Genomic DNA, 25,158 nt, shown 5'->3' with positions numbered 1-25,158 from the left:
GCCGGACACCCGACGGGTCCCGCACCCGGGCCGCCACCCGGCGCGTCGAACACCCCGCCCACGCCCCCGCGATTCGCGGGAACGCCGCCCTCCGCACCACGTCTGCAGGGCCCCGCACCGCTCGACGCGAGCACCGGCCCGCCGCCGCACCAGACTCCGCCGCACCAGGCTCCGCCCGCACCGCACACGACCGGCGGCCCCTCCCCGTTCGAGCCTCCCGATCCCGCCGAGACGACGACGGTGGTCACGACCGAATCCGCGTCCCGGTTCGCGTTCCTGCGCGGACGGCGCGGCGCGTTCCTCCGATGGTCCGCGCTCTGTCTGGGGCTGATCATGATCGGGTGGTCGGCCGGCTATCTGCTGATGCCGCGCACGCCCGTCGCCGAGCAGATCAACATCCCCAAGGAAGCGTTCGAAGCCGCCGCCGCACGGGCGGACATGCCTTCCGTCGTCGGACTCGATCGCAACGCCGCCGGGGCCGCGATCAGCGATGCCGGGATCAGCGGCGTCAAGATCGAGTACCTCGAACAACCGGCCGCCGGGCCTCCCGGCACCGTGGTCGGCCAGAAGCCCGCGTCCGGGAATCTCGTGAGCGGCGAGATCGAATTGACTCTCTCGATCCCCGCCGACATGCCCGACCTGACCGGCGTCCCGCACCGCGATGCGCGCACGAAACTCGAGGACCTGGGCGCGATCGTCGCCGTCGAGCAGGTGGTGGATCCGGAGGTGCCCGCCGGTGCGGTCCTGCGCACCGTCCCGGAGAAGGGCCGGACCATGCCGCGCACGGTGACGATGGTCGTCGCCGAAGCCGGTGACGCGCTGAGTCTGTCGACGGTGTCCTCGGTGTCGTCGTCGAACTGTTCCTCCTCGAGTTCGTCGAGTGTGAACGGCCAGACGCTCAGCAACAACGTCACATGCCGTCCCGGTTCCTCCAAGACGGGGAGGATCGAGTACGCCGTGAATCGTCATGCCACCCTGCTCGAAGCCGTGATCGGCACCGATGACAGGCAGGGCACCGGCGGCGCCACCGTCACGGTCTTCGCCGACGACCGTCCGGTGAAGACCGTGAAGGTCGGTCTCGGCACGTCGGAGGACGTCAAGGTCGATCTGCGGAAAGCGCTGCGCCTGCGCATCGAGGTGACGACCGCGGGCGGTGACGACTCGCCGACCGTGGTGCTCGGCGATGCCCGACTGCGCGGATCCACCCAGGGGCTCGACCAGATCGCAGGACGACGATGATCCGCCGCCTCGTCCTGGTCCTCACCGCGACGGCACTGCTCATCGCCGGGGTGCCACCGCTCCCCCGGACGGCCGGTCCGGCATACGCCGAACCCGGTGTGAGCGGTCCTGGAACCACGCTGGTGGTGATGGACACCTCGGGGTCGATGTCGGCGAGCACCGAGGGCGGGAAGACCCGGATCGACGAGGCGAAGGAAGCCGTCGTCAAGACCGCCGAATCGCTTCCCGACGGCGCACAGTTCGGATTGATCGCCTACCCCGGCGACGGTCGTACCGAGAACGGCTGCTCCATCGGTGACGAGGAGATCCGGCTCGGCCCGGTGGACGCCGGCGCGGTGGCCACCGCGGTGCGGCGCCTCACCCCGAACGGTTCCACCCCGACCGGGCCGGCACTCGAACACGCCGCGCGGATCCTCAAGGGCGCCGGTGGCCACGGCACGATCATCGTGGTGAGCGACGGCGACGCGAACTGCGGATCATCGAATCTGTGCGAGGTGGCACGACGGATCTCGAACGAGGGCATGGCGGTGCAGGCACACACCGTCGGCTTCCATCACGACGACGATCAACTCGAATGCGTGGCGAGCACTCTCGGCGGCAAACATGTGAACGTGACCGAGTCCGGTGCGCTCGAACCGGTGTTGGAGGAACTCAGCGGCGCACGGCTGGAATTCACCCTGGAAGTGCCGAAAGAGTTCCCGGAGGTCGCCGGCGTCGGCACACAGGGCACGACGCTCACGGCGAAGGTCAAGAGCACCGGTCAACAGTCGGCGAACAACGTCCGCGTGTCGATCGACGTACGCGACGCCGACGGGAGACCGAGCGCCAGACTGCTCGTCCCCAATGCGACCCGCTTCCTGGGCAACATGGAACCCGATCGGGAGCGTGAGGTCCTCATGACGATCCGACCTCCGGAAGGCACCGTCGGCGACTATTCGGTCACTGCGACAGCCTACTCGGTCAACACGTCACCGATTCAGCAGAAGGGCTCTTTCAAGGTCGTCCGCAGCGGCCCAATCGCCGGAATCCTCGGAGAAACGAAAACTCTTGCAGTCCTAGGCGACTCTTTCTCTTCCGGAGAGGGAGCACGCCCCTTCATCAAAGGCACAGACAACAAGAGAAATAGATGCCATCGCTCGGCCGTGAATTATGGAAATATATTATTTCCAAACAGGACGATCACCATCGCCTGCTCGGGTGCTGTAATCCATGACTTCTATGGTCAACAACGATCCAGCGAAGACGACGCGGAAGACAATTATGAGCAACCGCAACTCAAAAGACTCCGTGGCATTGCAGCGGACATCGATGCCGTCACATTGTCCATCGGAGGAAATGATCTGAGATTCGCAGAAATAGTCAAGGAATGCGCCGATCCCATCAATTTCAACACCGCCCGATGCGCAACTCTTCTCACCGGAGCGGAAGCGATTGCTGCCACCAAAGCATTCTCCGAACTGCTCACCCGAACTTATCTCCACGTCGATCGAGCTGTGAACGATGAGGAGATCACTAAGAAACGCGGCGGCAGGCAGGCTCCAGTCCTCATAGTTCCATACCCTCGACTGACCCCGACTGAAGAGCAGTTAAAGGGAGGGAAAACCCAGAGGAAAGATGGAAGCCTTTGCTTCGGCTCATCCGACGCCGCAGTGATGAGCGACTTCAACAGACTCACCGACGCGGTGAACAGAGCAGCCGACAGGGCCGTCACCGCAGCCCAGAAGCTGGGTCGACCCGTGTATTTTGCGCAGCCAGTCATCGAATCTTTCCAACCTGATCACACGATCTGCGACGAAGAATCCTACGTGAACAGGAATATTATCCCAAAACTCCTTCCATTCCGCCAGATAAGCGAACTCGTACATCCGAACGCAGGAGGTCATGCAGCCATGGCAAGCGCCATTCGAGCCTGGTCCCGCCTCGCCGCCCCTGTTGCCCCATCGGGACACAGACCTGTGACATTCGAGAGCTGGGATCAGATCGAGAAAGAGTTCGAAGAACCGAACATCGTTGACGACCTCAGCGGAACCGTTACTCGATCGTTCAACAAGACTCCAATGGAATCACGAACTCTCATCGAGTCGATGGGCCTGTTCCAGCAACGGCTCGATGGTTACCTTCCAAATTCTGTCGCCACAATCGAAGTGCGTTCGACTCCGCAAGTCGTGCAGACGGCGAGAACCGATGGCCGGGGCCGCATCACCGTCAGATTTCGAATTCCAACCAACCTGCAACCTGGCGAGCACACTGTCACGGTCAAGGGCACAGCCGCTGACGGCAATCCTAAAGAAGTGACCACCGCCATCCGGGTCCTCCCCCGCTACAGCGGGATCATGGCCGTCGTGTTCCTTCTCGGCATCGTGCTGGCATCGGGCGGGGCGATCGCGATCCGGCGGGCCCGACGGAAGGCGCGACAAGCGAAAGCAGCGGCGTGACTCGGGGTTCGGTCAGCGCGGGCTCAGCCGGAACACCGGGATCCGGCGATCGGTGCGCTGTTCGTAGAGGTCGAAGTTCGGCCACACCCGGCGCAACTCCTGCCAGGCGCGGGCGCGCTCGTCGTCGAACAGTTCGCGGCGGACCATCGGTACGCGCCGCCCCCGCACGACGACGTCGACGGTCTCGGCGGCCCGCAGGTTGAACACCCAGGCCGGTGACCGAGGCCCGCCGAAATACGAGCCCGCGACCAGCCGGTCGGGTCCGACCGGCGCTGCGAGCACCGTGACGGTGCGCTCGATCCCGGTCTTGCGGCCGGGGATCACCATCGTGACGCTGGGCAGGCCGGCGATCGTCAACAGGTCGACGCGGCCTCCCGACACCGCCTGGATCCCGTCGTCCGCCTTCACGATCCACGGCAGACACCGCGGCATCCACGAGAGCGCACCGATGCGGACCGCGAGCGGTGTCAGGAGGCCCATCGGGTCACTTCAGTCCGGCCACCAGGGTGTCCGAGAGCAGCTTGGCGAACTCGGCGGGATCGGCGAGCTCACCGCCCTCGGCCAGCAGCGCCATCGAGTAGAGCAGCTTGGCGGTCGGCTCCAACGCGGAGGCGTCGTCGCCCGCCGCCTTGTGCGCCTGCGCGAGGCCGGTCACCAGCGCGTGCCCCGGATTGAGCTCCAGGATCCGCTTGGTGTGCGGCATCGGCTGCCCTGACGCGCGGTACAGCTTCTCCAGCTGCGGCGACATCGAGAACTGGTCCCCCACCAGGCAGGCCGCCGAATCGGTGAGCCGCTTGGTCAGGCGGGTCTCGCTCACATCGGCGTCGAGCACCCCGGTGAGCCAGGTGAGCAGGTCGGCGAACTCGGCGTCGCGCTCCGCGTCGTCGTCGGCGTCGTCGTCGAGGTCGGCCTCACCCTTCGCGACGGACACGAAACGTTTGCCCTCGAACTCCGGCATCGCCGAGGTCCACATCTCGTCCACCGGATCCGAGAGCAGCAGCACCTCGATGCCCTTGGCGCGGAAGCCCTCCAGATGCGGCGACCGCTCGATCTGCTGCCGGGTCTCGCCGGTCATGTAGTAGATGACGTCCTGGTCGGCGCCGCAGCGCGACAGGTAGTCGGCGAGGGTGGTCGGCTCGGTCTCCGAGGCGGTCGAATCGAACACCGAGGCCTTCAGCAACGCCTGGAAGTTGTCCTGGTCGTTCACCAGGCCTTCCTTGAAGACGCGGCCGAAGTTGCTCCAGAACGTCTGGTAGTCCTCGGGACGACGATCCTGCATCTCCTGCACGGTGCCGATCACCTTCTTCACCAGGCGCCGGCGGATCGCACGGATCTGCCGATCCTGCTGCAGGATCTCGCGGGACACGTTGAGCGAGAGGTCGTTCGCGTCGACGACGCCCTGCACGAAGCGCAGGTATTCGGGCATCAGCTCGGGGCAGTCGTCCATGATGAACACGCGGCGCACGTACAGGTGCAGTGCGCTCTTGCGCTCGCGCATGAACAGGTCGAACGGCGCCTGCGTCGGCAGGAACAGCAGCGCCTGGTACTCGAAGGTGCCCTCGGCGTGCAGCGAGATGGTCTCCAGCGGCGAGTCCCAGTTGTGGCTGATGTGCCGGTAGAACTCGGCGTACTCGTCGTCGGTGACCTCGTCCTTGGTCTTGGCCCACAGCGCCTTCTGCGAGTTCAGGACCGCGTCGACGGTCTCCACCGTCGGCTCGCCGCCCTCCTCCTCCGCGGGAGTGGTCTTGACCTCCTCCATGCGCACCGGCCACGAGATGAAGTCCGAGTACTTCTTCACCAGGCCGCGCAGCACGGCGGGGCCGGCGTAGTCGTGGAGGGCGTTCTCCTCGTCGACCGGCTTGAGGTGCAGCGTGATCGCGGTGCCCTGCGGGGCGTCGTCGACGTCGTCGATGGTGTAGGTGCCGTCGCCGGTGGACTCCCAGCGCGTGCCGACGGTCTCCCCGGCCTTGCGGGTGACCATGACGACCCGGTCGGCGACCATGAACGTCGAGTAGAAGCCGATGCCGAACTGGCCGATCAGCTCCTCCGACGCGGCATCGCCGGCCTCGGTCAGGGCCTTGCGCATCTGCGCGGTCCCCGATTTCGCGACGGTGCCGATCAGTTCGACGACGTCGTCACGGCTCATGCCGATGCCGTTGTCGGACACGGTCAGGGTGCGCGCATCGGCATCGGGGGTCAGTCGCACGTGCAGGTCGGAGGTGTCGGCGACCAGGTCCTTGTCGCGCAGCGACTCGATCCGCAGCTTGTCGAGGGCGTCGGAGGAGTTCGAGATCAACTCGCGCAGGAAACTGTCCTTGTTGGAGTAGATCGAATGTACGACGAGGTCCAGCAGCTGGCGGGCTTCGGCCTGGAACTCATGAACTTGCGAACTCATGACGGAGTGCTCCCTGATCAGTCGGTGGAATGGAATGTCTCGCGCATCTCTCTCGCGCGCGAGCACAGCTTACCGGGGGCCCGAGAGCGTATCCTCGGGTCCGTGCCCGATGCTCCCCGCGCGCTCTTTGTCCACGCCCACCCCGATGACGAGTCGCTCTGGACGGGCGGCCTGATCGCCGACCTCGCCGCGCGCGGGGCCGAGACCGACCTCATCACCTGCACGTGGGCCGAGGGCACCAGCCGCCACCGCGAACTGCTGGATGCGACCGGTGAACTCGGCATGCCCAGGCCGCCGATCATGCTCGGGTACGCCGACTGCTTCGTCCCCGAGTCGGCGCCCGGCGCACCGCGTCTGGTGGACGTGCCGTTCGACGACGCCGTGCGCCTCATCGTCGAACAGATCCGGCGGCTGCGGCCGGAGGTGATCGTGACCTACAACGCGTACGGCATCTACGGGCACCCCGACCACATGCACGCGCACCGGCTGGCGGTGATCGCCGCGGACGTGGCCGCCATCGGCAGCTACGCACCCGAACTCGGCGCACCCTGGCAGACGTCGTCGCTGTACTTCGCGACGCTGCCCAAGGCCACCGTCGACACGCTCCGCCCGCACCTGTTCGAGGACTCCAAGATCATCATCGCGGGCACCGCCCCCGACCTGGTGAGCGTGAAGCTGGACCTGCGGCATCATCTCGGCCAGAAGATCCGGGCCATCCGCTCCCACACCACCGAGCTCTCCCGGAGCGGCTCGATGCAGCACTTCATGACCCTCCCCAAGGACATGCAGCGCCTGTTCCTCGGGTGGGAGGCCTACCGTCGTCGTGATCTGATCCCGGGCGGTCGTTCGCTGATCTGATCCGGGAGCCGAGAGCGCACTCTCCTCCGATCCCTGAGCCCGGCGACGCAGGAGCCGGAGTCGAAGGGTCCCGCGCCACCGTCTCGCCGACGGGCGGGTTTCGACACGGCTCGTCACTTCGTTCCTCCCCGGCTCAACCGGCGACTGAAACGATCTCCCGGCGGCGGAAGCGAGAACCCGGGCACATCGACAGCGGTCCCTCGGTGAAGGAGGAGACGTGATCACCCGACCGCGCCGTGCGGGTCGCTAGTCGAACTCGGTCACCGTGAGGCCGAGGCCGCTCGCGCGCTGGACCGGACGGTTCACCGCGGCGATCAGCTCGGCCTCCGTCCCCACGATGAACACGGTCTCCCGGGCCCGCGTCACCGCGGTATACAGCAGCTCCTTGGTGAGCAGCTGCGCGTCCACCTCGGGGAGCACCACCGTGACCGCGCCGAACTGGCTGCCCTGGCTCCGGTGGATCGTCATCGCGTAGACCGGTGAGGCGTCGGCCACCTGGCTCGGGTACAGGCTCATGATCTCCTCGCCGCGTTCGAAGACCACGCTGTGCCCGTCGCCGTCGGCGATCACCACCCCCGAGTCGCCGTTGAAGATGCGGTGCGCGGCGTCGTTCCTGTTCACCAGCAGCGGCTCTCCGACGTAGTGCCCGGTCATCGGGACCACCCCGCCGAGGGCTTCGTTGATCCATTCGACGATGCGCCGCGACCAGCCGGAGACCCCGTAGCGGCCGTCGCGGTGCGCGCACAGCACGCGGTGCGCCATCAGCGCGGTCAGGGCCGCGCGCGCCTCTCCGGCCCGGGCGGCGCCGTGGAGATCCCGGGCCCAGAGAAGCACCTGGTCGCGGACCTCGTCCAGCTGGTCCGGATCCACCAGGATCACTCGGCCCTCGGTGTCCCCGGCGAACCGCTGCGCGGCCTCTCCGGTGATCAGATCGACGACCCGCCCGGCGTCCTCGGGACCGGTGGCCGCCTTGACGGCGGCGGCGACCGCCGAGATCTGACCGCCGTAGCGGTGCCCGCGGGTCAGGGTGATCACCCCGTCGGTCAGCGCCAGGCGCTCGTCGGCATCGAACTCGCCGTCCGGCGGCGCGGCGACGGCCGAGAACGCCGTCGGCAGGTCCGTCTCCACCCGGCCGACACGGTCGACGAGATCGGCCAGCACGACGCCGGCGTCCACGGACGAGAGCTGGTGCGGATCGCCCACCAGGATCAGTCGGGTGTCCGGCCGCAACGACTCCAGCAGACGGCTCATCATGGTGACCGACAGCATCGACGTCTCGTCCACCACCACCACGTCGTACGGCAACCGGTTGTCGGCACCGCGGGCGAAGGAACCGTCCGGGCGGGAGCCGAGCATCTTGTGCACCGTGGTCGCGACCGGTTCGTGGTGCAGCGGACGCAGACTGGTGCGGTAGTCGTTGATCGACGACTGCATCTGCGCCGCCGCCCGACCGGTGGGCGCGCACAGACCGATCCGCGCGTTCTCGCCCAGCAACTGCTCCATCACCGCGAGGAGCCGGGCCACCGTGTACGTCTTACCGGTGCCCGGACCGCCGGCCAGGACCGTCGTCCACGACGTCGCCGCGAGCGCCGCCGCGGCCCGCTGGCGGTCGTAGACGGCGCCGGCCGGGCCGAACACCGATTCGATCGCGGTCCGGAGCTCGTCCGGGTCCACCTCCGGCCGCGCACCGCGACGACGCTCCAGGATCTCCCGGATGCTCTGCTCCTGACGGAAGTACTTGCGCAGGTACAGCAGCGGACCGGATTCGGAGTCGACCAGGGCGAGCGGTCGCAGCGGTCCGCTCGGGCACCCGGTGACCAGCGGCGACGAGCGCAGCGTCTGCACCAGTCGCGCCGGATCGGGCCACGGCAACGGCTCGGTCGGCGCCTCCGCCCCGCCGGGCTCGTCGGTCCCGGTGTCCGGGTGTTCGGGGACGATCGAGGTGATCTCGGCGAGTTCCACGCAGGTGGAGCCGGTTCGGACCGCGCGGACGGCCAGCGCCAGGGCGATCAGTTCGTCGTCGCCGATGTGCGCCCCGCTCAGCGCGGCCACCCGCCGCGCCACGTGCACGTCGGCGGCGGCGAACACGCCCGCCCGATTGAACACGCGCAGCGCACCGGTCTCGGCGGCCACCAGTTGAGCACTCATCGCGTCGCCTCCTCGGCTTCGACACCCTTCGGTCTCCTGCGGCTCGACCCGGCCACGCTGGACCCGACATCGGCTGCGGTGTGGCCGATCCCGGCCAACAGATCCGACATCGCCTCGACCAGCGCCGCCGACGGACGCCACTCGAACACGCCGCACCCGGGCGGGGTCTCCGGCCCGGCCATGCCCCGCACGAAGTGGTACTGCACCGGACCCAGGTGGACCTCCGGCCGATACGACGGCATCCGCCACCGCAGATACCGGTGCACCGCCACCGAGTACAGCAGCGCCTGCAGCGGATAGTGCGACCGCATCATCTCCTGCGCCATCGCCGTCGTGTCGAAGTCCTCGACGGCCAGTTCCCCGGGCCGCAACCGGTTGGTCTTGTAGTCGACGACGACGAACCGCCCGTCCGGGGTCCGCAGCACCGAGTCGATGCTGCCGGTCAGGAAGCCGCGGAACCGGTCCTGGGAGGCTTCGCGCACGGTGTCGGCGTAGTCGCGGAGCGGATCGTCCTCCGGCAGGTGCTCGGCGAGCAGGTCGCCCACCTCGTCGAGGGTGAATCCGGGGGCCGCCAGCGGGAGCTCGAAATCGAGTTCGGCGAGCCGATCGCGCGGGCCGATCCCGGCCAGGTCGCCGAATCCGAGCGGTGTGGTGAGCACCCCGACCAGCGCGGCGGCCAGCCGATCGACGTCGATCTCGACGCCGCGGTGCGCGGCCCCCTCGGCGGTACGCAGACGCACGTGGGCCGCCAGATCGGGCGCCGAGGTGTCCACGTGTTCCAGGACCTCGTGGACCAGCGTGCCGAAGCCCGCACCGTAGGGCAGACCGTTCATCGGCGACGGCAGAGCCTCGGCCGGGCTCGCCGGATCCGCGGATTCGGGCACTGCGCGCGGCTCGTCGCCGGGCACCGGTTCGTCGTCGATCAGCCCGTCCTCGGGTTCGCTCCCGGTCTGCAGGACGGCGTCCGTCGCCGGCCCCGCGTGTCCCGCGTGTCCCGCGTGTCCCGCGTGTCCCGCGGCGTGCGCGTCCCGGACGATGCCCGAGTACGACGTCCGCCGCCACTCCCGGTCGATCGTCCGGCCGAAGGTCGCGGCCCGCAGCTCCGGCGCCCCGGCCTCCGCGCTCGGCGGAGTCCAGTGCATCCCGGCCGGATGACGGCCGGCGGCGCCCACCTCGATCAGACCGGCCGGAACGGTCGCGGCGACCGCCCGCAGATCGGCGACGATCTCCGCGTCGGTTCCCGGGATCTCCGCGGTGAGCGGGATCGGGATGCTCTCCACCCCGGCGTCGACGGCGGCCCGGCGGTCCCGCGCGGTGGACAGGAGCCGGTGCAGCGCCCCCTGCCGGGTCGGCACCGACGGACCCCACCACACCGTGACCTGCGAACGCGCCCGGGTCATCGCGACGTACAGCAACCGCAGATCCTCCCCGGCCTCCTCGGTCCGGGCCAGGGCGTCGCGCGCCGGCTGTCCGGGGGCGGCCGGACCGCCGACGTCGAGCCGCCGGTTCTGCGACCGGTCGTGGTAGACGAACGTCTCCCGCTCCGGGATCCGCGCGCCGTCCCAACCGAACGGGACGTAGACGATCGGGAACTGCAGGCCTTTGCTCGCGTGCACCGTCATGATCGAGACGGCGCGGGTGTCGCGGTCGAGGCGCCGGGTCTGGGCACCGCCGTGACGCATCCCGGACGGGTCGGCGATCTGCTCGCCGAGCCAGGTCGCCAGCGATGCCAGACCGCCCTGCCCCGCCACGAGATGCCGATTGCTCAGGTCCGCCAACTGGCGCAGATCGGTGAGCAATCGTTCGCCGCCGGAGCGGGCGAGGACGCGTTCCTCGGTGCGGAAGTGGTCGAACAGGCGCGACGACATCGACGCGAACCCGCCTTCGGCCAGCACCCGTCCGAGGTCGGCGAGCACCGCGGCGAGATCGCCGACCAGTTCGTCGCCGCCCGCATCGAGTCGCTCGGCGGTGATGCCGAGCAGCGGGGTGAGTGCGGCCAGCCGTACCTTCGCCGACGCCGACGGCTGCTCGATCGCGGCCAGCACGTACCACCAGTGCCGGGCGGCGGGCGTCTTGAAGATCGACGTCCCCGACCGCACCACCGACGAGATCCCGCGTGCCGCCAACGCGGTCTGCAGCGGTTCCACGGTCTTGTTCAGACGCACCAGGATCGCGACGTCGGCGGGCTCGACGGGTCGCATCCCCCGGCCGTCACCGGCGTCGATGCGGGTGCCCGAGTCCAGGAGCGCGGCGAGGTCGTCGGCGACGTCCTCGGTGACCTTCGCGCGCACCTGGGCCACCGACGGCAGGCCTTCGCTCGGGAAGTCTCCGTTCAGGAACGCCCGCAGGCGGATCGGCGCGGCGAACCCCGAGTGCGGGGCCGCCTCGTCGGCGGAGCGGATACACGACGACGACCGTGCCGCGGTCACCGGCGGATAGGTGATCGCCGGGTCGCCGAAGGCGGTCCCGGCGAACACGCCGCCGAGGGCGGTGACCAGCGGAGCATCACTGCGCCGGTTGACACCGAGTCGGCGCAGGTGGTCGGCTTCGCGGACCGCGCCGAGATAGCTGAGCACCTCGGCGCCACGGAAGGCGTAGATCGACTGTTTCGGATCGCCCACCAGGATCAGCGGGATACGTCCGGCGCCGTCCGGTCCGCCGGACTCGTGGAAACACGCCCGGACGATGCCCCACTGCTGCGGGTCGGTGTCCTGGAACTCGTCGATCAGCACCGCCGAGAACTGCGCGCGGATCCGTGTCCGGGCGGCCTCACCGAGTTCGGGAGTGGTGACGATGCGGTACAGCACGTTCTGGAGGTCGTCGTAGGTGCGCACCCGGGCCAGTCGTTTGCGGTGCTCGATCCGGTCCCGCGCGTCGGTGGCCAGATCCACCCGCAGGGCGGCGGGCTCGTCGCACTCGTCGGGGTCCGGGGCCAGGTCCGCCGTCGACTGCGCCACCGCGGCCCGCGCGACGGCGATCACCGTCGCCAGGTCGGGAGCCCCGTCGGCGCCAGCGGCGAACCTCCGCAGATACATGTCGCGGGCGAGTTCTTCGACCAGATCGTCGACCGCCTCGACGATCGGGAACCGCTGATCGCGTTCACCGAGGAAGCCGAGTGCGGCCAGCATCCGGTTGCAGAAGGTGTGCGTGGTCGCGACCGTCGCCGCGTCGAAGTCGCTCATCGCCACCGCGAGATTGCGCCGGCGCCGGGCCACCTCGGCGTCGGTCCCGGTGCACAGCAGGACGAAGACCGCATCGGCTTCGGGTCGGCTGCGGGTCGCCGCCGGGTCGGCGAGTGCGGCCAGCGCGCCGGCGAGCCGTTCGCGGGTCCGATCCCGCAGTTCGTCGGAGGCCGCGTTGGAGAACGTCGCCATCAGCAGCCGTTCCACCGGGATGCCGTCGGCCAGATAGCGGATCGCCGTCGAGACGATCGCGTACGTCTTACCGGTGCCGGCGCTGGCCTCCAGGACCGTCGTTCCGGTCGGCAGCGGACCGCAGGGATCGAAGGGTTCGATCGTCGTCATCGTCGGCTCTCCTCGTCCAGCAGCGGGCCGAACACCGCGCGAGCCAATCGCACGAAGGTCCGCAGACCACCGGTCGCATCCCCGTCCACCTCGGCGACGTCGGGCAGGCGCGGCGCCAGTTCCACGAACGGCGCCGCAGCCGCGAGCGCCATCAGTTCTCCGGGCGGGAGGCGTCGTTCGCCGTCCGGGTCGTCGTACAGGATCAGCCCGGCGTACTGGTCTTTCAGCTCCCAGGCGGGCAGCCCGTGCACCGCCCGGATCGCTGCGGCCGGACGGCCGCCGCGCGCCGTGCGGGCCGCGACCTCCGCGGCGGCGGGCGGCAGCCAGAGCGGGGCGCGGAGTCCGGCATCGCGCACGGCGATCAGCAGTTCCAGCACCGCGGCGGGATCGTCCGGGACGCGCAGCCGGCACATCTCGGCGCGGGGTCCGCGGCCGCCGCCGACCACCACGGCCTCCCGGATCCGGTGCGACGATCCGGCCGCGGCCGCCAGCAATCGGATCCACGCCGACAGCCGGTGCCCGGGTTTGAGCCGCGAGTAGTTCACCGACACCAGACGGTCGTCGAAGACGTCGCCGAGGGTGCCGTACAGCCGCCGCCCGTCGGCCAGCCGGTACAGGACGTCGACGGTCCGACCGTGGTCGTGTGTCCGGTGGCTCTGGGCGAGCAGGCCGATGGCCTGCGCCTTCTCCTCGATCGGCGCGAGCGTCCTGAGGCCGAGCGCGAACGGCGGCAGGGTGCCGCGACGCAGTTCCGCACTGCCCAGGACCGGGGGCTGCTCACCGCTCAGGACACCGCGGAGGTGCCGGTCGCCGATCTTCCACTGCTCCAGGCCGTCGAGGGCGACGTCGAGCTGATCCGGATGTGCTTCGTCGTGTCGGGGCAGCAGCACACCGAGTCGCTGCCGGACGAAACGCTCGGCGGGCCCGCCGAAGAAATCGGTCAGGTCGGCCAGGTCGATGTCGCCGCTGGGATCGTGCGGCGGCAGCACCGCATCGCGCAACAGCGGCGGACGGCGACCCCGGTCGCCGTCGGCCGTGAGCCGGGCCAGGGCGCGGGCTCCGCCGAGCAGTCTGCGGTCGTAGCTCTGCGGCGGGCCGTCGACACCGCGGAAGTTCCTCGCATCGAAGGCGTGCAGCGTGTGTCGGCGGACCAGGCCGGACTCGTGCGCGGGCGCGTCGAGCACCGCGGCCGCGGTCTCGATCAGTTCACTCACCACCACCGGCGGCGGCACCGGTGCGCCGGTCACCGGATCCGAACCGGTGTGGAAGATCATCAGATGTTCGGTCGCGGACCCGATCGCGTCGAGGAACGTCTGCCGGTCCTCGTCGTGCCGGTCCCGCTCCCCGACCAGCGGCGACCGGCCCAGGACGTCGTCGCCGTCGATCACGGCGGCACGGGGAAGACACCGGTGTCGAGCCCGAGCAGCACCACCGCCCGATGCGGCACCGATCGCATCGGGGTCAGCGTGCACACGGTCAGCTCGCCCGTGCAGAAGTTGGCCCGGGTGGGGCGGGCGGTGAGCAGTCGGTCCATCAGGTCTCGGAGGTCGGACGGCGCCAGTTCGGTGTCGCGGGCACCGGGTGCGCCGAGCGAGTCGGTGAGCATCCCGACGGCTTGGGCGCGCTGCCACTGCGCCTCGTGGCCGGGAAGCGTCAACAGGTCGACGGTCCGCACCAGCAACTCGGCCCACTGCGCAGCCGGATGCGGCGCATCCATCTCGGCGAGCAGCGCGGCGAGCCGGTCGATCAGCTCGGCGAAACGGCCGGCCAGGTCGATCTTGGTGGACTCGATGCCGTCGAGCGGGAGTCCGACGCCGAGCCACTGGTTGGCGGTCTCCTCGGCCAGGACGCCGAGCAGCACCCGGTCGCGGCCGATGGTCGCCGTGCCGTGGGGGAATCCGTCGAGCCCGAAGCGGGCGCGCTGCGTGCCGTCGATCCCCCAGCGGATCCCGGATCGTTCCACCCAGCCGGCGAGGACGTCGAGGTCGTCGTCGGTGAACTCGAATCGGCGCCGGACCGCGGGCCGGGCGAGCAGATCGAGCAGATCGCCCGAGGTGACCCGACCGGCCGCGAGGTTCAGGACCGCCGCCAGGACGTCGAGCACCTCGTTGGTCTCGCGCAGTCCGCGGTCGGCCAGCCGGACCCGGAGCGAGAACCCCGGATGGTCGAGCCCGGCCTGCCCGAAGGCCCCCTGGATCAGCGGGGCGAAGGTCTCCACGTCCGGACACAGGACGAGCACGTCACGCGGTTCCAGATCGGGGTGGTCGTCGAACAGCCGCAGCAGCCGGTCGCGCAGCACCTCGACCTGGCGTTCCGGGCCGTGGCAGGAGTGCACTTCGAGGGAGTCGTCGGCGACGACCCCGGCCACCGCGGCCAGACGATCACGACGCAGACCGTCCTGCACCGCCGCGAGCAACGACGGCGCCTCCGACGGCGACGCCGGGGCATCCGGCGGCCGGTGGTGGACGTCCGCCGCGCCGAGCGGAGCGAGGACCTCCTGGAGTTCCCGCACGTCCCACGCGAGGGCCGCGAGCAACGAATGGTCGGGGCGATGCCCGGAACGCCGGTCCCGCGTCCGCGGCACCGGGGCGGGATCGGCGGCGACCGCGCGCCACAGCGCATCGGAGGGATGCGGCAGGAACAGCGACACCTCACGCGTCTGTGCGAGCGCCCCCAGCAGGCGCCGCAGGGACTCGGGGATCCGGGTGGGACCGAAGAACGCGAGCCGGTCCGGCAGGTCGACCAGCTCCGGCGACGACGTCACGCGCACGAGCACGTCGTCGAGTTGCTCGGCCACGTGCGGCTGTCCGATCACGGCGCGCACCTCGCGCCAGAACCACGGCTGCCACCGGAAGTCCTCGTGAAGCGCGGAACCGGCGCCGTCGGTGTCCCGGCCCGCGGCCCAGTCGGCGAGCATGGACGGCCGCTGCCAGCCGTATCCGGCGAACAGTCCGGCGATCGTCGACGCCGCGGCGAGTCGGCGGCCCCGACCCGACTCCCCGGACAGATGTCTGCGCAACACGGCCAGGAGCTGATCGTCCAGATGCGCATCGAGCACCTGCAGCACCGGCCACATCAGCCGATCGGAGTACCAGGCCTGCGCGGCATCGGGGTCGTCGGCGACGGCCACCACCGTCTCGCGGAGCAACCGTTCGGGCGAGGAGAAATCGATGTTCGCGGCGATGCCGTCGTCGTGCCCGGACGTCCCGAGCCGCCGCGCCAGCTGCTGCCGGAGCCATCGCTCGACGCCCCGTTCCGGGACCGCGACGACCTCGGCGGCCAGCGGATCCTCCTGCGGCGTCGCCAGCTGTCCGGCCAGCACGTCCGCCAACACGTCGGCCCGTTCGGCCCTGTGCACGGTCAGCATTCGGAGCCCCCCTGTCTCGCTCCGCGGCGTGAGGACGCCGCGGTGAATCCGAATCGTGGCCGATGGTATCGGTGGGCTACGACAGAATCGGTCCGATCACGCCCGGCGGCCGGGAACCGCCCGCCCCGGCATCGACGGCCCGGACCGCGACGACCGCGACCTCGACGGCACTCTCGACGACGGCGCTCTCAACGACGACGACGGAACGGCGCAGGCTCACCCAGGTGACGCTCCAGGACCTCGCGGGCCCGCTCGGACAGCGGCGTCGGGCGGCCGGTGTCCAGGTCGAGGACGGTGATCGTCGTCTCCGCGATCGCTCCGACGGTGCCATCCGCGGCGGTGAGCCGGTAGGCGAAGTCGAACGACTTCCCGCCGATCCGCGACACCCGGATCTCGCACTGCGCCGGTTCCGGCGAGTAGTACAGCGGCGCCGCGAACTCGATCTCCTGATGCGCCACGACCATTCCGATGCCCTCACCGCGGTCGCCGTCGAACCAGTCGTTCATCGACCGGACGCGCGCCTCCTCGAAGAGCCGCGCGAACTGCACGTTGTTCACGTGGCCGAGCGAATCCATGTCGCCCCAGCGCAGGGCGACGGGCACCACGTGGGGTGCGCTGTCCGAACTGGTCCTCTTCGACGTCTCCGACACCACCTGCACGTTAGTCGAGCGCGCTCGTCTCCCCGACGCGAGGCCGATACAGTGGGCCGCGTGCTGCTCAGGACCCGTCGCCTCGTGCTGCGCCCGGTCACGCTCGACGACGTCGAGCGACTCGTGGCGCTCGATTCGGACCCCGAGGTGATGCGCTTCGTCAGCGGCGGCTCGGCCACCAGCGCGACGACCGTGGCCGACTGGGTGATCCCGCGCATGCAGGCCCAGCAGAACGAGCACGGCACCGGCATGTGGCTCATCCACGACCGCGACGCCGAGTTCCACGGCTGGGTGCAACTGCGCACCCCCCGGCACAGCCGACCCGGCGAACTCGAACTCAGTTATCGGCTGCGCCGCGAGTCGTGGGGCTGCGGTTTCGCCGTCGAGGCGTCGTCGACGCTGATCACCATGATGTTCGCCGAGACCGAGGCCACGCGGATCTTCGCGAGCACGCATTCGGACAACCTGGCCAGTCAGCGCGTGATGCAGCGTCTGGGCATGCGGCTCGCCGCCGACACCGACGCGGAGGAGTTGACCGACGCGGAGGCCGCCGACGACGCCGAGACCATGGTGGAGTACGAGTTGCTCCGCGACACCTGGTACGCCAACCGCGGCCGCGCCGTGCATTGGGCGGCGTCGCAGCGGGCATCGTCGACCGGCACCCGCGCCGGCTGAACGGAGAACCGGACGCCACTGCGGGGAGTCCGCTGACACCCGGGCGCTGCCGTGAGAGACTTCGAGCGTCCATAAGTCACCCCGGCGGCCACCACCCCCGCGCCTCCGGGGCCCTACGCCCCACAGGAGCCATTGATGAGCGCAGCCACCTCCGCCGACTCGACCCGGCGCCGTCAAGTCGTCATCGTCGGTTCGGGCTTCGGCGGTCTGTTCGCGGCCCAGCGCCTGAAGAAGGCCAAGAACGTCGACGTCACGCTGATCGCCAAGACCACGACACACCTGTTCCAGCCGATGCTCTACCAGGTCGCGACCGGCATCGTCGCCGAGGGCGAGATCGCCCCGGCCACGCGCGTGGTCCTGGAGAAGCAGCAGAACACCCGCACCCTGCTCGGCGAGGTCTACGACATCGACGTGGAGAAGCAGGTCGTCTACTCGCAGCTGCTCGAGCGCGTCACCGAGACCCCGTACGACGACCTGATCATCGCCGCCGGCGCGGATCAGTCGTACTTCGGCAACGACCAGTTCGCCGAGTACGCGCCCGGCATGAAGACCATCGACCACGCCCTCGAGCTGCGCGGCCGGATCCTCGGCGCCTTCGAGCAGGCCGAGCTCTCCGACGATCCCGCCGAGCAGGAGAAGCTGATGACCTTCGTGGTCGTCGGCGCGGGCCCCACCGGCGTGGAGATGGCCGGCCAGATCGCCGAGATGAGCGACAAGACGCTCAAGAACGCGTTCCGCAACATCGACCCCACCGAGGCCCGGGTGATCCTGCTCGACGCCGCCCCGGCCGTGCTGGCGCCCTTCGGCCCCAAGCTCGGCGCCAAGGCCGCCAAGCGCCTGGAGAAGCTCGGCGTGGAGATCCAGCTCGACGCCATGGTCGTCGACCTCGATTACGACGGCCTCGTGGTCCGCGACAAGGACGGCACCGAGCGCCGGATCGAGAGCCAGTGCAAGGTGTGGTCGGCCGGCGTGCAGGCCAGCGCCCTGGGCGAGGTGCTGCGCGACAAGACCGGCGTCGAGCTCGACCGGGCCGGTCGGGTCAAGGTGGGCCCGGACCTGACCGTCGCCGACAAGTCGAACATCTTCGTCGTCGGCGACATGATGGCCGTCGACGGGGTGCCGGGCGTGGCGCAGGGCGCCATCCAGGGCGGCCGGTACGCGGCCGATGCGATCCTGGCCGAGATCAAGAAGGGCCAGACCCCCGAGCAGCGCAAGCCGTTCTCGTACTACGACAAGGGTTCGATGGCCACCGTGTCGCGGTTCAGCGCCGTGATGCAGGTGCCCATCCCGGGCACCAAGAAGAAGTTCGAGACCGAGGGCTTCATCGCGTGGCTGGGCTGGCTGGCGCTGCACCTGGTGTACCTGGTGGGCTACCGCAACCGCCTGAACACCCTCTTGAACTGGGGGTTCTCGTTCACCACGCGCGGTCGCACCCAGCTGGCGATCACCGAGCAGCAGGTGTACGCGCGGTCGGCGCTGCAGGAGCTCTCGTATCTGGAGCGCCTGCGCCTGTCCGAGGCCGAACGCCACGACCTCGACCAGGCGACCGCGGCCAAGACGCTCGGCCGGAAGCCGTCCGACGACGGTCCTGCCGAGAAGAAGGCCGAAGGGGCCTGACGGCCGATCCGGATTCATGAACGACGAGGGGCCCGCCGCCGGCGGGCCCCTCGTCTGTTCGCGTCCCGCGTCGATTCATGCCGCGCGGCCGACTCCCGTCCCGCGTATCGATCCCGATTCCGCGCGACCGGTCCGAACGGACCGGTTCAGCCCTCCGGCAGTTCGATGTTGGCCAGTCGGACGCGGGACTGGGCGATCAGGGTGCCCGCGTCGTCGACCATGTCGACCTGCCAGAGCTGCTGTCGGCGCCCCCGGTGGATCGCCGTGGTGCTGATGTGCAGCGTGCCCTCGCTGATCGGGCGCAGGAAGTCGGTGCTGTTGTTGGCGCCCACCGCGGCGCCGCCGTACCCCTTCTCCTGCAGCCAGCAGTAGCCGCTGATGCTCGCGGCGCTCTCGGCGACGGCGCAGTAGGTGCCGCCGTGCACGATCCCGAACGGCTGGTGATGCTCGGGAGTGATGTCCAACACAGCGCGCGTACCGTCGCCGGTGCACTCGATCCAGCGGAGCCCGAGGACCTTGTCCAGTCCCCGTGCGGTGAGTTCTTCCAGTTCATCGCTCATGTCGGCAAGCTTGCCACGACCCGGGCCCGGTGCGACCCCCGGAACGACGAAAGCCCCCGGTGCACCTTGCGGCGCCGGGGGCTTTCGCCATAAGGACCGGGGGTCTCTGCAGCCCTCAGGACTCTCACGCGATCCTTGAAAGATAATGTAGGCTAGCCTTACTTCGATGTCAACTCGTCGGAGAAACCCCAGGTCGCCGGGCATGCCGGCACCACCGGGAACAACCGATACCGCTCGGTCGTTGCACTAAGGCAACGACCGAAGAGCTTGGATTGAGAACGGGCGTAGAATGAAGAAGATGAACGGACTCGGCGATCTCGAGCGCGCCGTCATGGACGCGCTGTGGGCCTCCCCCACCCCTCAGACCGTGCGACAGGTGCACGCCGAACTCTCCCAGAGCCGCTCGCTCGCGTACACCACGGTGATGACCGTCCTGCAGCGCCTCGCGAAGAAGGATCTGGTCACCCAGATCCGCGACGACCGCGCGCACCGCTACGCCGCCAGCCGCCCCCGGGAAGACCTGGTCGCCAGCCTCATGGTCGACGCCCTCCGCGGCGCCGACGCGCCCGGATCGCGCCACGCCGCCCTCGTCTCCTTCGTGGGCCGGGTCGGCGCCGACGAGGCCGCCGCCCTCCGCGAGGCGCTCGACGAGCTGGAGGCCGCCGAACGCGCGGTCCCGTGACGGCCCGCTTCGCGGACCCGCCGGGGCGTTTTCCCGGTCCATTGGGCACCGCGCGGGCGTAAGACGTATTCTTGACCCCGCCCGCCGGACGAGACCCTGAGGAAGACCGATGACCGCGCTGCTGTTCGGTATCCTCACCGTCGCTCTCGTCGGCCCGATCCCCGAGGCCCTGGCCCGCGCCGAGTGGCCGCTGTACGCGCCGCGTGCGGCGATGACCCTCTGGCAGTCGATCGCCGTGGCCGCCGTCCTCTCCGCGTTCAGCACCGGACTCGCCATCGCCGCGAACCTGCTGGCGCCCGGACCGGACGGGATCCCCACCACCAGTCCCGCCGAGGAGATCGCGCGACTGGGCTGGTTCACCTGGTCGGTGTACGTCCTCGCGTTCGCCGCGACGCTGGTGATCGGCGGCCGCCTGCTGCTGACCGTGGCCGCCATCGGGTTCGGCACCCGGTCCCGGCGCCGCACCCACCGCACTCTGGTCGACCTGGTCGATCGCGCCGATCTGCACCACGCCGCGGGCCCGGACATCCGCGTCCTCGACGTCCGCGCACCCCTCGCCTACTGCCTGCCCGGCCTGCGGGCCCGCGTGGTGCTCTCCGAGGGCGTCCTCGATCGCCTCACCGCCGACGAGCTGGCCGCGGTGATCGAGCACGAACGCGCCCACCTGCGCGCCCGGCACGACCTCGTCCTGGAGGCGTTCATCGCCCTGCACGCGGCCTTCCCGCGGTTCGTCCGCTCCCGGTCGGCGCTGGCCGCGGTCCGTCTTCTGGTCGAAGCGCTCGCCGACGATCAGGCCGTCCACGCCACCGGCCGTCGTTCGGTGGGCCGGGCGCTCGTCGCCTGCGCCGACGCGACCGCACCCCGCGGCGCGATGGCCGTCGGCGGCCCGACCACCGTCGTCCGGGTCCGCCGCCTCACCTATCAGCCGCTCGCCGCCGAGAGCGTCCGCCGCCTCTCCCTCACCGCGTACGCCATCGCCGCCGCCCTGCTGGTGGTGCCGACCCTGGCCGTCGTGATCCCCTGGCTCACCGAACTGAGCCGGCTCCTCAGCCACTAGCATCTCCCCGGCACACCCCGTGCCCACCCCACCAAGAAAGGCCGCATCCGTGCGCTTCCTCGAAGGTCATCAGCCCGATCACGACCTGACCTACGACGATCTGTTCATCGTCCCGAACCGCTCCGAGGTGACCTCCCGCTTCGATGTCGACATCGCCACCCACGACGGCACCGGGACCACCGTGCCGCTGGTGGTCGCGAACATGACCGCGATCGCCGGCAAGCGCATGGCCGAGACCGTCGCCCGGCGCGGCGGTCTGGTGGTGCTGCCGCAGGACGTCCCGCTCGCCGCCGCCGCCGACACGATCGGCTTCGTCAAGTCACGCCACCTGGTGGCCGACACCCCCGTGGTCCTGGGCCCCGGCGACCTGATGGCGCACGCTCAGGCCCTCATCCCCAAGCGGGCGCACGGCTACGCGGTGGTGGTCGACGGCGGGCGCCCGATCGGTCTGATCGCCCGCGCCGAAGCCGGCCCCGACCTCGACATGTTCTCCGACCTGCGGTCGGCGATGACCCCGATCCCGGTCCAGCTGCCCGACACCACCGCGCCGCGCGCGATCTTCGACACCCTCACCGAGGCCAACGCCGACCTCGCCGTGCTGGTGGACGACGACGGCGTCCTCACCGGCGTGCTGACCCGCGTCGCCGCGCTGCGCGCCGGGATCTACCGCCCCAACGTCGACGCGCACGACCGCCTGCGGGTGGCCACCGCCGTCGGCATCAACGGCGACGTGGTCGGCAAGGCCCGCGCCCTGGTCGAGGCCGGTGCCGACCTGCTCGTCGTCGACACCGCGCACGGCCACCAGGCGAAGATGCTCAGCGCCTTGAGCGCGGTGGCCGGGGCCGATCTGGGCGTGCCGATCGCCGCGGGCAACGTGGTCTCCGCGCAAGGCACCAGGGATCTGATCGACGCCGGCGCCTCCATCGTCAAGGTGGGCGTCGGACCGGGCGCCATGTGCACCACCCGGATGATGACCGGGGTGGGCCGGCCGCAGTTCTCGGCGGTGGCCGAGTGCGCCGCCACCGCCCGCGAACTGGGCGCCTCGGTGTGGGCCGACGGCGGCGTCCGCCATCCCCGCGACGTCGCCCTGGCGATCGCCGCGGGCGCGTCGAACGTGATGATCGGTTCGTGGTTCGCCGGCACCTACGAGTCGCCCGGCGACCTGCATGCGGATGCCTCGGGCGAGTACAAGGTCAGCTTCGGCATGGCCTCCAAGCGGGCCGTGGCCGCGCGTTCCTCGGCCGACGAGGCCTACGACCGCGCCCGCAAGGCGCTCTTCGAGGAGGGCATCTCGTCCTCGCGCATCCGGATCGATCCGGAGCGCCCGAGCGTGGAGGACCTGATCGACCACATCTGCGCCGGTCTGCGCAGCACCGCGACCTACACCGGGGCCCGCGATCTCGCCGAACTCCACGAGAAGGTGGTCCTGGGCATCCAGTCGGCGGCCGGGTTCGCCGAGGGCCGCCCGCTCCCCGGGGGCTGGTGAACCACGCCGGTGGAGATCCTCCTGATCGTCGCCAAGCTCGTCGGCTTCCTGGCGCTCACCCTCGGCACCGCGTTGTTCGTGGCCGCCGAGTTCTCGCTGACCGCGCTGGAGCGGTCCACCGTCAACGACGACGCCGAGCGCCGCGATGATCGTCGTTCCCGGTTGGTCGCGCGGGCCCATCGCACGCTCTCGTTCCAGCTCTCCGGCGCCCAGCTCGGCATCACCATCACCACGCTGATCACCGGCTACCTGGCCGAGCCGGTGCTGGCCCAGCTACTCGATCCGGTCCTGAAACACCTGCCGGTCTCCACCGGTGTCGCGTCGGGGGTCTCCCTGACCCTGGCGCTGCTCCTGGCGACCTCGCTCTCGATGGTGCTCGGCGAGCTGATCCCGAAGAACCTGGCGATCGCCAAGCCGCTGGGCACCGCGCGCGCCACCGCGGGCCCGATGATCGCCTTCTCGACGGTGTTCAAGCCCGCGATCCTCGGGCTGAACAACTCGGCGAACGCGATCGTCCGACGGTTCGGGGTGGAACCCACCGAGGAGCTCGGCTCGGCCCGCTCGGCCGCCGAGCTCGGCGCCCTGGTGCGCAACTCGGCGCTGCGCGGTGCGCTCGACGCCGACACCGCGACTCTGGTGGACCGGTCGCTGCGCTTCGGCGCGCTCGACGCCGACGATCTGATGACCCCGCGCGTCCGGGTGCAGTCGCTGGAACCCGGCGACACGGTCCGCGATCTGGTGGCCGCGGCCTCGCGTACCGGGCACTCCCGGTTCCTGGTGGCCGACGACGGCGACCTGGACAACCTGGTCGGCGTGGTGCACATCAAGCAGTCGTTCACCGTGCCGCCGCAGGCCCAGGACTCGACCTCGCTGCGCACGCTCGCCCGTCCGGTGACCCGGGTCCCCGGCAGCCTCGACGGCGACGCCCTGATGGAGCGGATCAAGGCCGACGGCCTGGAGATCTGCGTGGTGGTCGACGAGTACGGCGGCACCGCGGGCATCGTCACCTCCGAGGACCTGATCGAGGAGATCCTCGGCAACGTCACCGACGAGCACGACGACGAGGAGTCCGACATCAGCCGGGTGGGCAACGGTTACCGCTGCTCGGGTCTGCTCCGCGTGGACGAGGTGGCCGAGGCGATCGGCTACCAGGCGCCCGACGGCGCGTACGAGACGCTCGGCGGCCAGGTGATGTTCCTGCTCGGCGCCATCCCGCAGGTCGGCGACATCGTCGACCTCCCGCCGCGCCATGCGGTGACCGATCCCGACGACGTGCCCGAGACCGCGTGGCGTGCCACCGTCGTCGCGATGGACGGCCGCCGCGTCGACGCCGTGTGGCTGACCCCGATCCAGCCCGAGACCCCCGCTACCGAGGAGGATTCCCGTGGGTGACCTGTGGGGCGTGCTGCTGACCGTCGTGCTGCTGGCCGCCAACGCCTTCTTCGTGGGCGCCGAGTTCGCCCTGATCGCGGCCCGCCGCGACCGGCTGGTCGCACTCGAGGAGGCCGGCAAGAAACGGGCCCGCACCGTCGTCCGGGCCTCCGAGAAGCTGTCGCTGATGCTCGCCGGATCCCAGCTCGGCATCACGATCTGCTCCATCCTGCTCGGCCGCGTCGGCGAACCCGCCATCGCGCATCTGATCGAACGGCCGCTGCACGCGCTGTCGGTGCCGGAGGGGCTGCTGCACCCGATCGCCTTCGTCGTCGCCCTCACCCTGGTGGTGATCCTGCACATCCTGCTCGGCGAGATGGTGCCCAAGAACATCGCGCTGGCCGGTCCCGAGCGGGCGGCGATGCTGCTCATCCCCGTGCAGCTGGTGTTCATCCGGATCGTCGGACCGTTCATCTGGTTCTACAACGCGCTCGCCAACGGGACCCTGCGCCTGTTCGGCGTGGAGCCCAAGGACGAGGTCTCCTCCACCGTGACCGAGACCGAGCTGGCGCAGATGATCGCCGAGTCGCGGGAACTCGGTCTGCTCGACGCCGAGGAGCACGAGCGGCTGGTCCGGGCGCTGCGCACCGTCGAACGCACCGTCGATGAGGTGATGATCCCGCTGCGGCACGTGCGCACCGTGCCCGCCGCGGTGGATGCCGGCACCGGCCGGATCGGTCCCCGGCTGGGCGAGGTGGAACGCGCGGTCCGCGAGACCGGCTTCTCCCGCTTCCCGGTGCGGGGCCTGGACGGCGCGTACATCGGCTACCTCCACCTCAAGGACGCGCTCGACGACATCCTCGACGAGGACCTCGGGCACGACAGCATCCTGGGTGCGGACAAGATCCGGCCGCTGCCGCGGGTGCCCGCCACGACGCCCCTCGACGAGGCGAGCGTCCTCCTGCGCACCGCCAGCGCGCACCTGGCCGCCGTGGTCGACGACGCCGGCGTCACCGTCGGGGTGATCGCCCTGGCCGATCTCGCCGAGGCCTTCGTCGGCGATCTGCGGGATGCGACGCACCGGATCGGCTGAC

18 protein-coding genes are annotated in these 25,158 nt (G+C 70.1%); 10 read left to right on the top strand and 8 right to left on the bottom strand.

All coding sequences use genetic code 11. The annotated features are described in order from the left end of the window. Positions 1-240 precede the first annotated feature (240 nt). On the top strand, positions 241-1,239 hold the full coding sequence (locus QM809_RS13025; RefSeq protein ID WP_415046186.1) for a PASTA domain-containing protein: 999 nt from the start codon (positions 241-243) through the stop codon (positions 1,237-1,239). Continuing rightward, entirely contained in the window at positions 1,236-3,674 is a 2,439-nt protein-coding gene (locus QM809_RS13020) for a VWA domain-containing protein (RefSeq protein ID WP_415046185.1), read from the top strand. Before QM809_RS13025 ends, QM809_RS13020 begins: the two co-directional genes overlap by 4 nt. A 12-nt stretch (positions 3,675-3,686) precedes the next feature. Here QM809_RS13020 and QM809_RS13015 read toward each other — a convergent pair whose 3' ends face one another. Both QM809_RS13015 and htpG read right to left on the bottom strand, forming a co-directional pair. Further along, the gene (locus QM809_RS13015) at positions 3,687-4,154 is read right to left on the bottom strand and encodes a nitroreductase family deazaflavin-dependent oxidoreductase (protein WP_415046184.1); all 468 of its coding nucleotides are present in this window, start codon (positions 4,152-4,154) and stop codon (positions 3,687-3,689) included. Between the two features lie 4 nt (positions 4,155-4,158). After that, complete coding sequence (gene htpG / locus QM809_RS13010) at positions 4,159-6,069, bottom strand: molecular chaperone HtpG (RefSeq protein WP_415046183.1); 1,911 nt, start codon at positions 6,067-6,069, stop codon at positions 4,159-4,161. A 102-nt stretch (positions 6,070-6,171) separates the two neighbouring features. On the opposite strand from htpG, the gene QM809_RS13005 reads away from it, so the two are divergent. After that, complete coding sequence (locus tag QM809_RS13005; RefSeq protein ID WP_415046182.1) at positions 6,172-6,927, top strand: PIG-L family deacetylase; 756 nt, start codon at positions 6,172-6,174, stop codon at positions 6,925-6,927. Positions 6,928-7,173: 246 nt separating this feature from the next. On the opposite strand, the gene recD is transcribed toward QM809_RS13005, so the two are convergent. From recD to QM809_RS12980, 5 genes are all read right to left on the bottom strand, one after another. Next, the gene (gene recD / locus QM809_RS13000; protein ID WP_415046181.1) at positions 7,174-9,075 is read right to left on the bottom strand and encodes an exodeoxyribonuclease V subunit alpha; all 1,902 of its coding nucleotides are present in this window, start codon (positions 9,073-9,075) and stop codon (positions 7,174-7,176) included. Further along, positions 9,072-12,599 (bottom strand): UvrD-helicase domain-containing protein, encoded by a 3,528-nt coding sequence (locus QM809_RS12995; protein ID WP_415046180.1) that lies wholly within the window; start codon positions 12,597-12,599, stop codon positions 9,072-9,074. Before QM809_RS12995 ends, recD begins: the two co-directional genes overlap by 4 nt. Continuing rightward, positions 12,596-13,987: a hypothetical protein gene (locus tag QM809_RS12990; protein ID WP_415046179.1), complete on the bottom strand. Its 1,392-nt coding sequence runs from the start codon at positions 13,985-13,987 to the stop codon at positions 12,596-12,598. Before QM809_RS12990 ends, QM809_RS12995 begins: the two co-directional genes overlap by 4 nt. Continuing rightward, on the bottom strand, positions 13,984-15,966 hold the full coding sequence (locus QM809_RS12985) for an exodeoxyribonuclease V subunit gamma (RefSeq protein WP_415046178.1): 1,983 nt from the start codon (positions 15,964-15,966) through the stop codon (positions 13,984-13,986). The genes QM809_RS12990 and QM809_RS12985 overlap by 4 nt, the downstream gene beginning before the upstream one ends. Positions 15,967-16,154: 188 nt before the next feature. Continuing rightward, positions 16,155-16,616, bottom strand: coding sequence for an acyl-CoA thioesterase (locus QM809_RS12980; protein WP_415046177.1), 462 nt, complete (start codon positions 16,614-16,616; stop codon positions 16,155-16,157). 60 nt (positions 16,617-16,676) lie between these two features. Between QM809_RS12980 and QM809_RS12975 the strand changes: the two genes are divergently transcribed. Next, positions 16,677-17,291 (top strand): GNAT family N-acetyltransferase, encoded by a 615-nt coding sequence (locus QM809_RS12975; RefSeq protein WP_415046176.1) that lies wholly within the window; start codon positions 16,677-16,679, stop codon positions 17,289-17,291. A 135-nt stretch (positions 17,292-17,426) separates the two neighbouring features. Continuing rightward, entirely contained in the window at positions 17,427-18,908 is a 1,482-nt protein-coding gene (locus QM809_RS12970; protein ID WP_415046175.1) for an NAD(P)/FAD-dependent oxidoreductase, read from the top strand. Between the two features lie 146 nt (positions 18,909-19,054). Here the strand turns inward: QM809_RS12970 and QM809_RS12965 are convergent, their stop codons facing one another. Further along, positions 19,055-19,468, bottom strand: coding sequence for a PaaI family thioesterase (locus QM809_RS12965; protein ID WP_415046174.1), 414 nt, complete (start codon positions 19,466-19,468; stop codon positions 19,055-19,057). Positions 19,469-19,757: 289 nt separating this feature from the next. Here QM809_RS12965 and QM809_RS12960 point away from each other — a divergent pair, with 289 nt between their 5' ends. From QM809_RS12960 to QM809_RS12940, 5 genes are all read left to right on the top strand, one after another. Further along, positions 19,758-20,150 carry a BlaI/MecI/CopY family transcriptional regulator gene (locus tag QM809_RS12960; protein ID WP_415046173.1) on the top strand — a complete coding sequence of 131 codons (393 nt, stop codon included), beginning with the start codon at positions 19,758-19,760 and terminating at the stop codon, positions 20,148-20,150. A 109-nt stretch (positions 20,151-20,259) separates the two neighbouring features. Further along, the gene (locus QM809_RS12955) at positions 20,260-21,207 is read left to right on the top strand and encodes a M56 family metallopeptidase (protein ID WP_415046172.1); all 948 of its coding nucleotides are present in this window, start codon (positions 20,260-20,262) and stop codon (positions 21,205-21,207) included. Between the two features lie 49 nt (positions 21,208-21,256). Then, positions 21,257-22,693: a GuaB1 family IMP dehydrogenase-related protein gene (locus QM809_RS12950; RefSeq protein ID WP_415046171.1), complete on the top strand. Its 1,437-nt coding sequence runs from the start codon at positions 21,257-21,259 to the stop codon at positions 22,691-22,693. A gap of 9 nt (positions 22,694-22,702) precedes the next feature. After that, positions 22,703-24,085, top strand: a complete 1,383-nt coding sequence (locus tag QM809_RS12945) for a hemolysin family protein (RefSeq protein ID WP_415046170.1) — start codon at positions 22,703-22,705, stop codon at positions 24,083-24,085. Continuing rightward, positions 24,078-25,157, top strand: a complete 1,080-nt coding sequence (locus QM809_RS12940; RefSeq protein WP_415046169.1) for a hemolysin family protein — start codon at positions 24,078-24,080, stop codon at positions 25,155-25,157. The genes QM809_RS12945 and QM809_RS12940 overlap by 8 nt, the downstream gene beginning before the upstream one ends. Position 25,158 lies beyond the last annotated feature (1 nt).

It is taken from the genome of Gordonia sp. (in: high G+C Gram-positive bacteria) (assembly GCF_047600385.1).
In the GTDB taxonomy this organism is placed as follows: domain Bacteria; phylum Actinomycetota; class Actinomycetes; order Mycobacteriales; family Mycobacteriaceae; genus Gordonia.
Note: the sequence above shows the minus strand (reverse complement) of the source record. Positions and strands in the feature narration are given on the sequence as shown.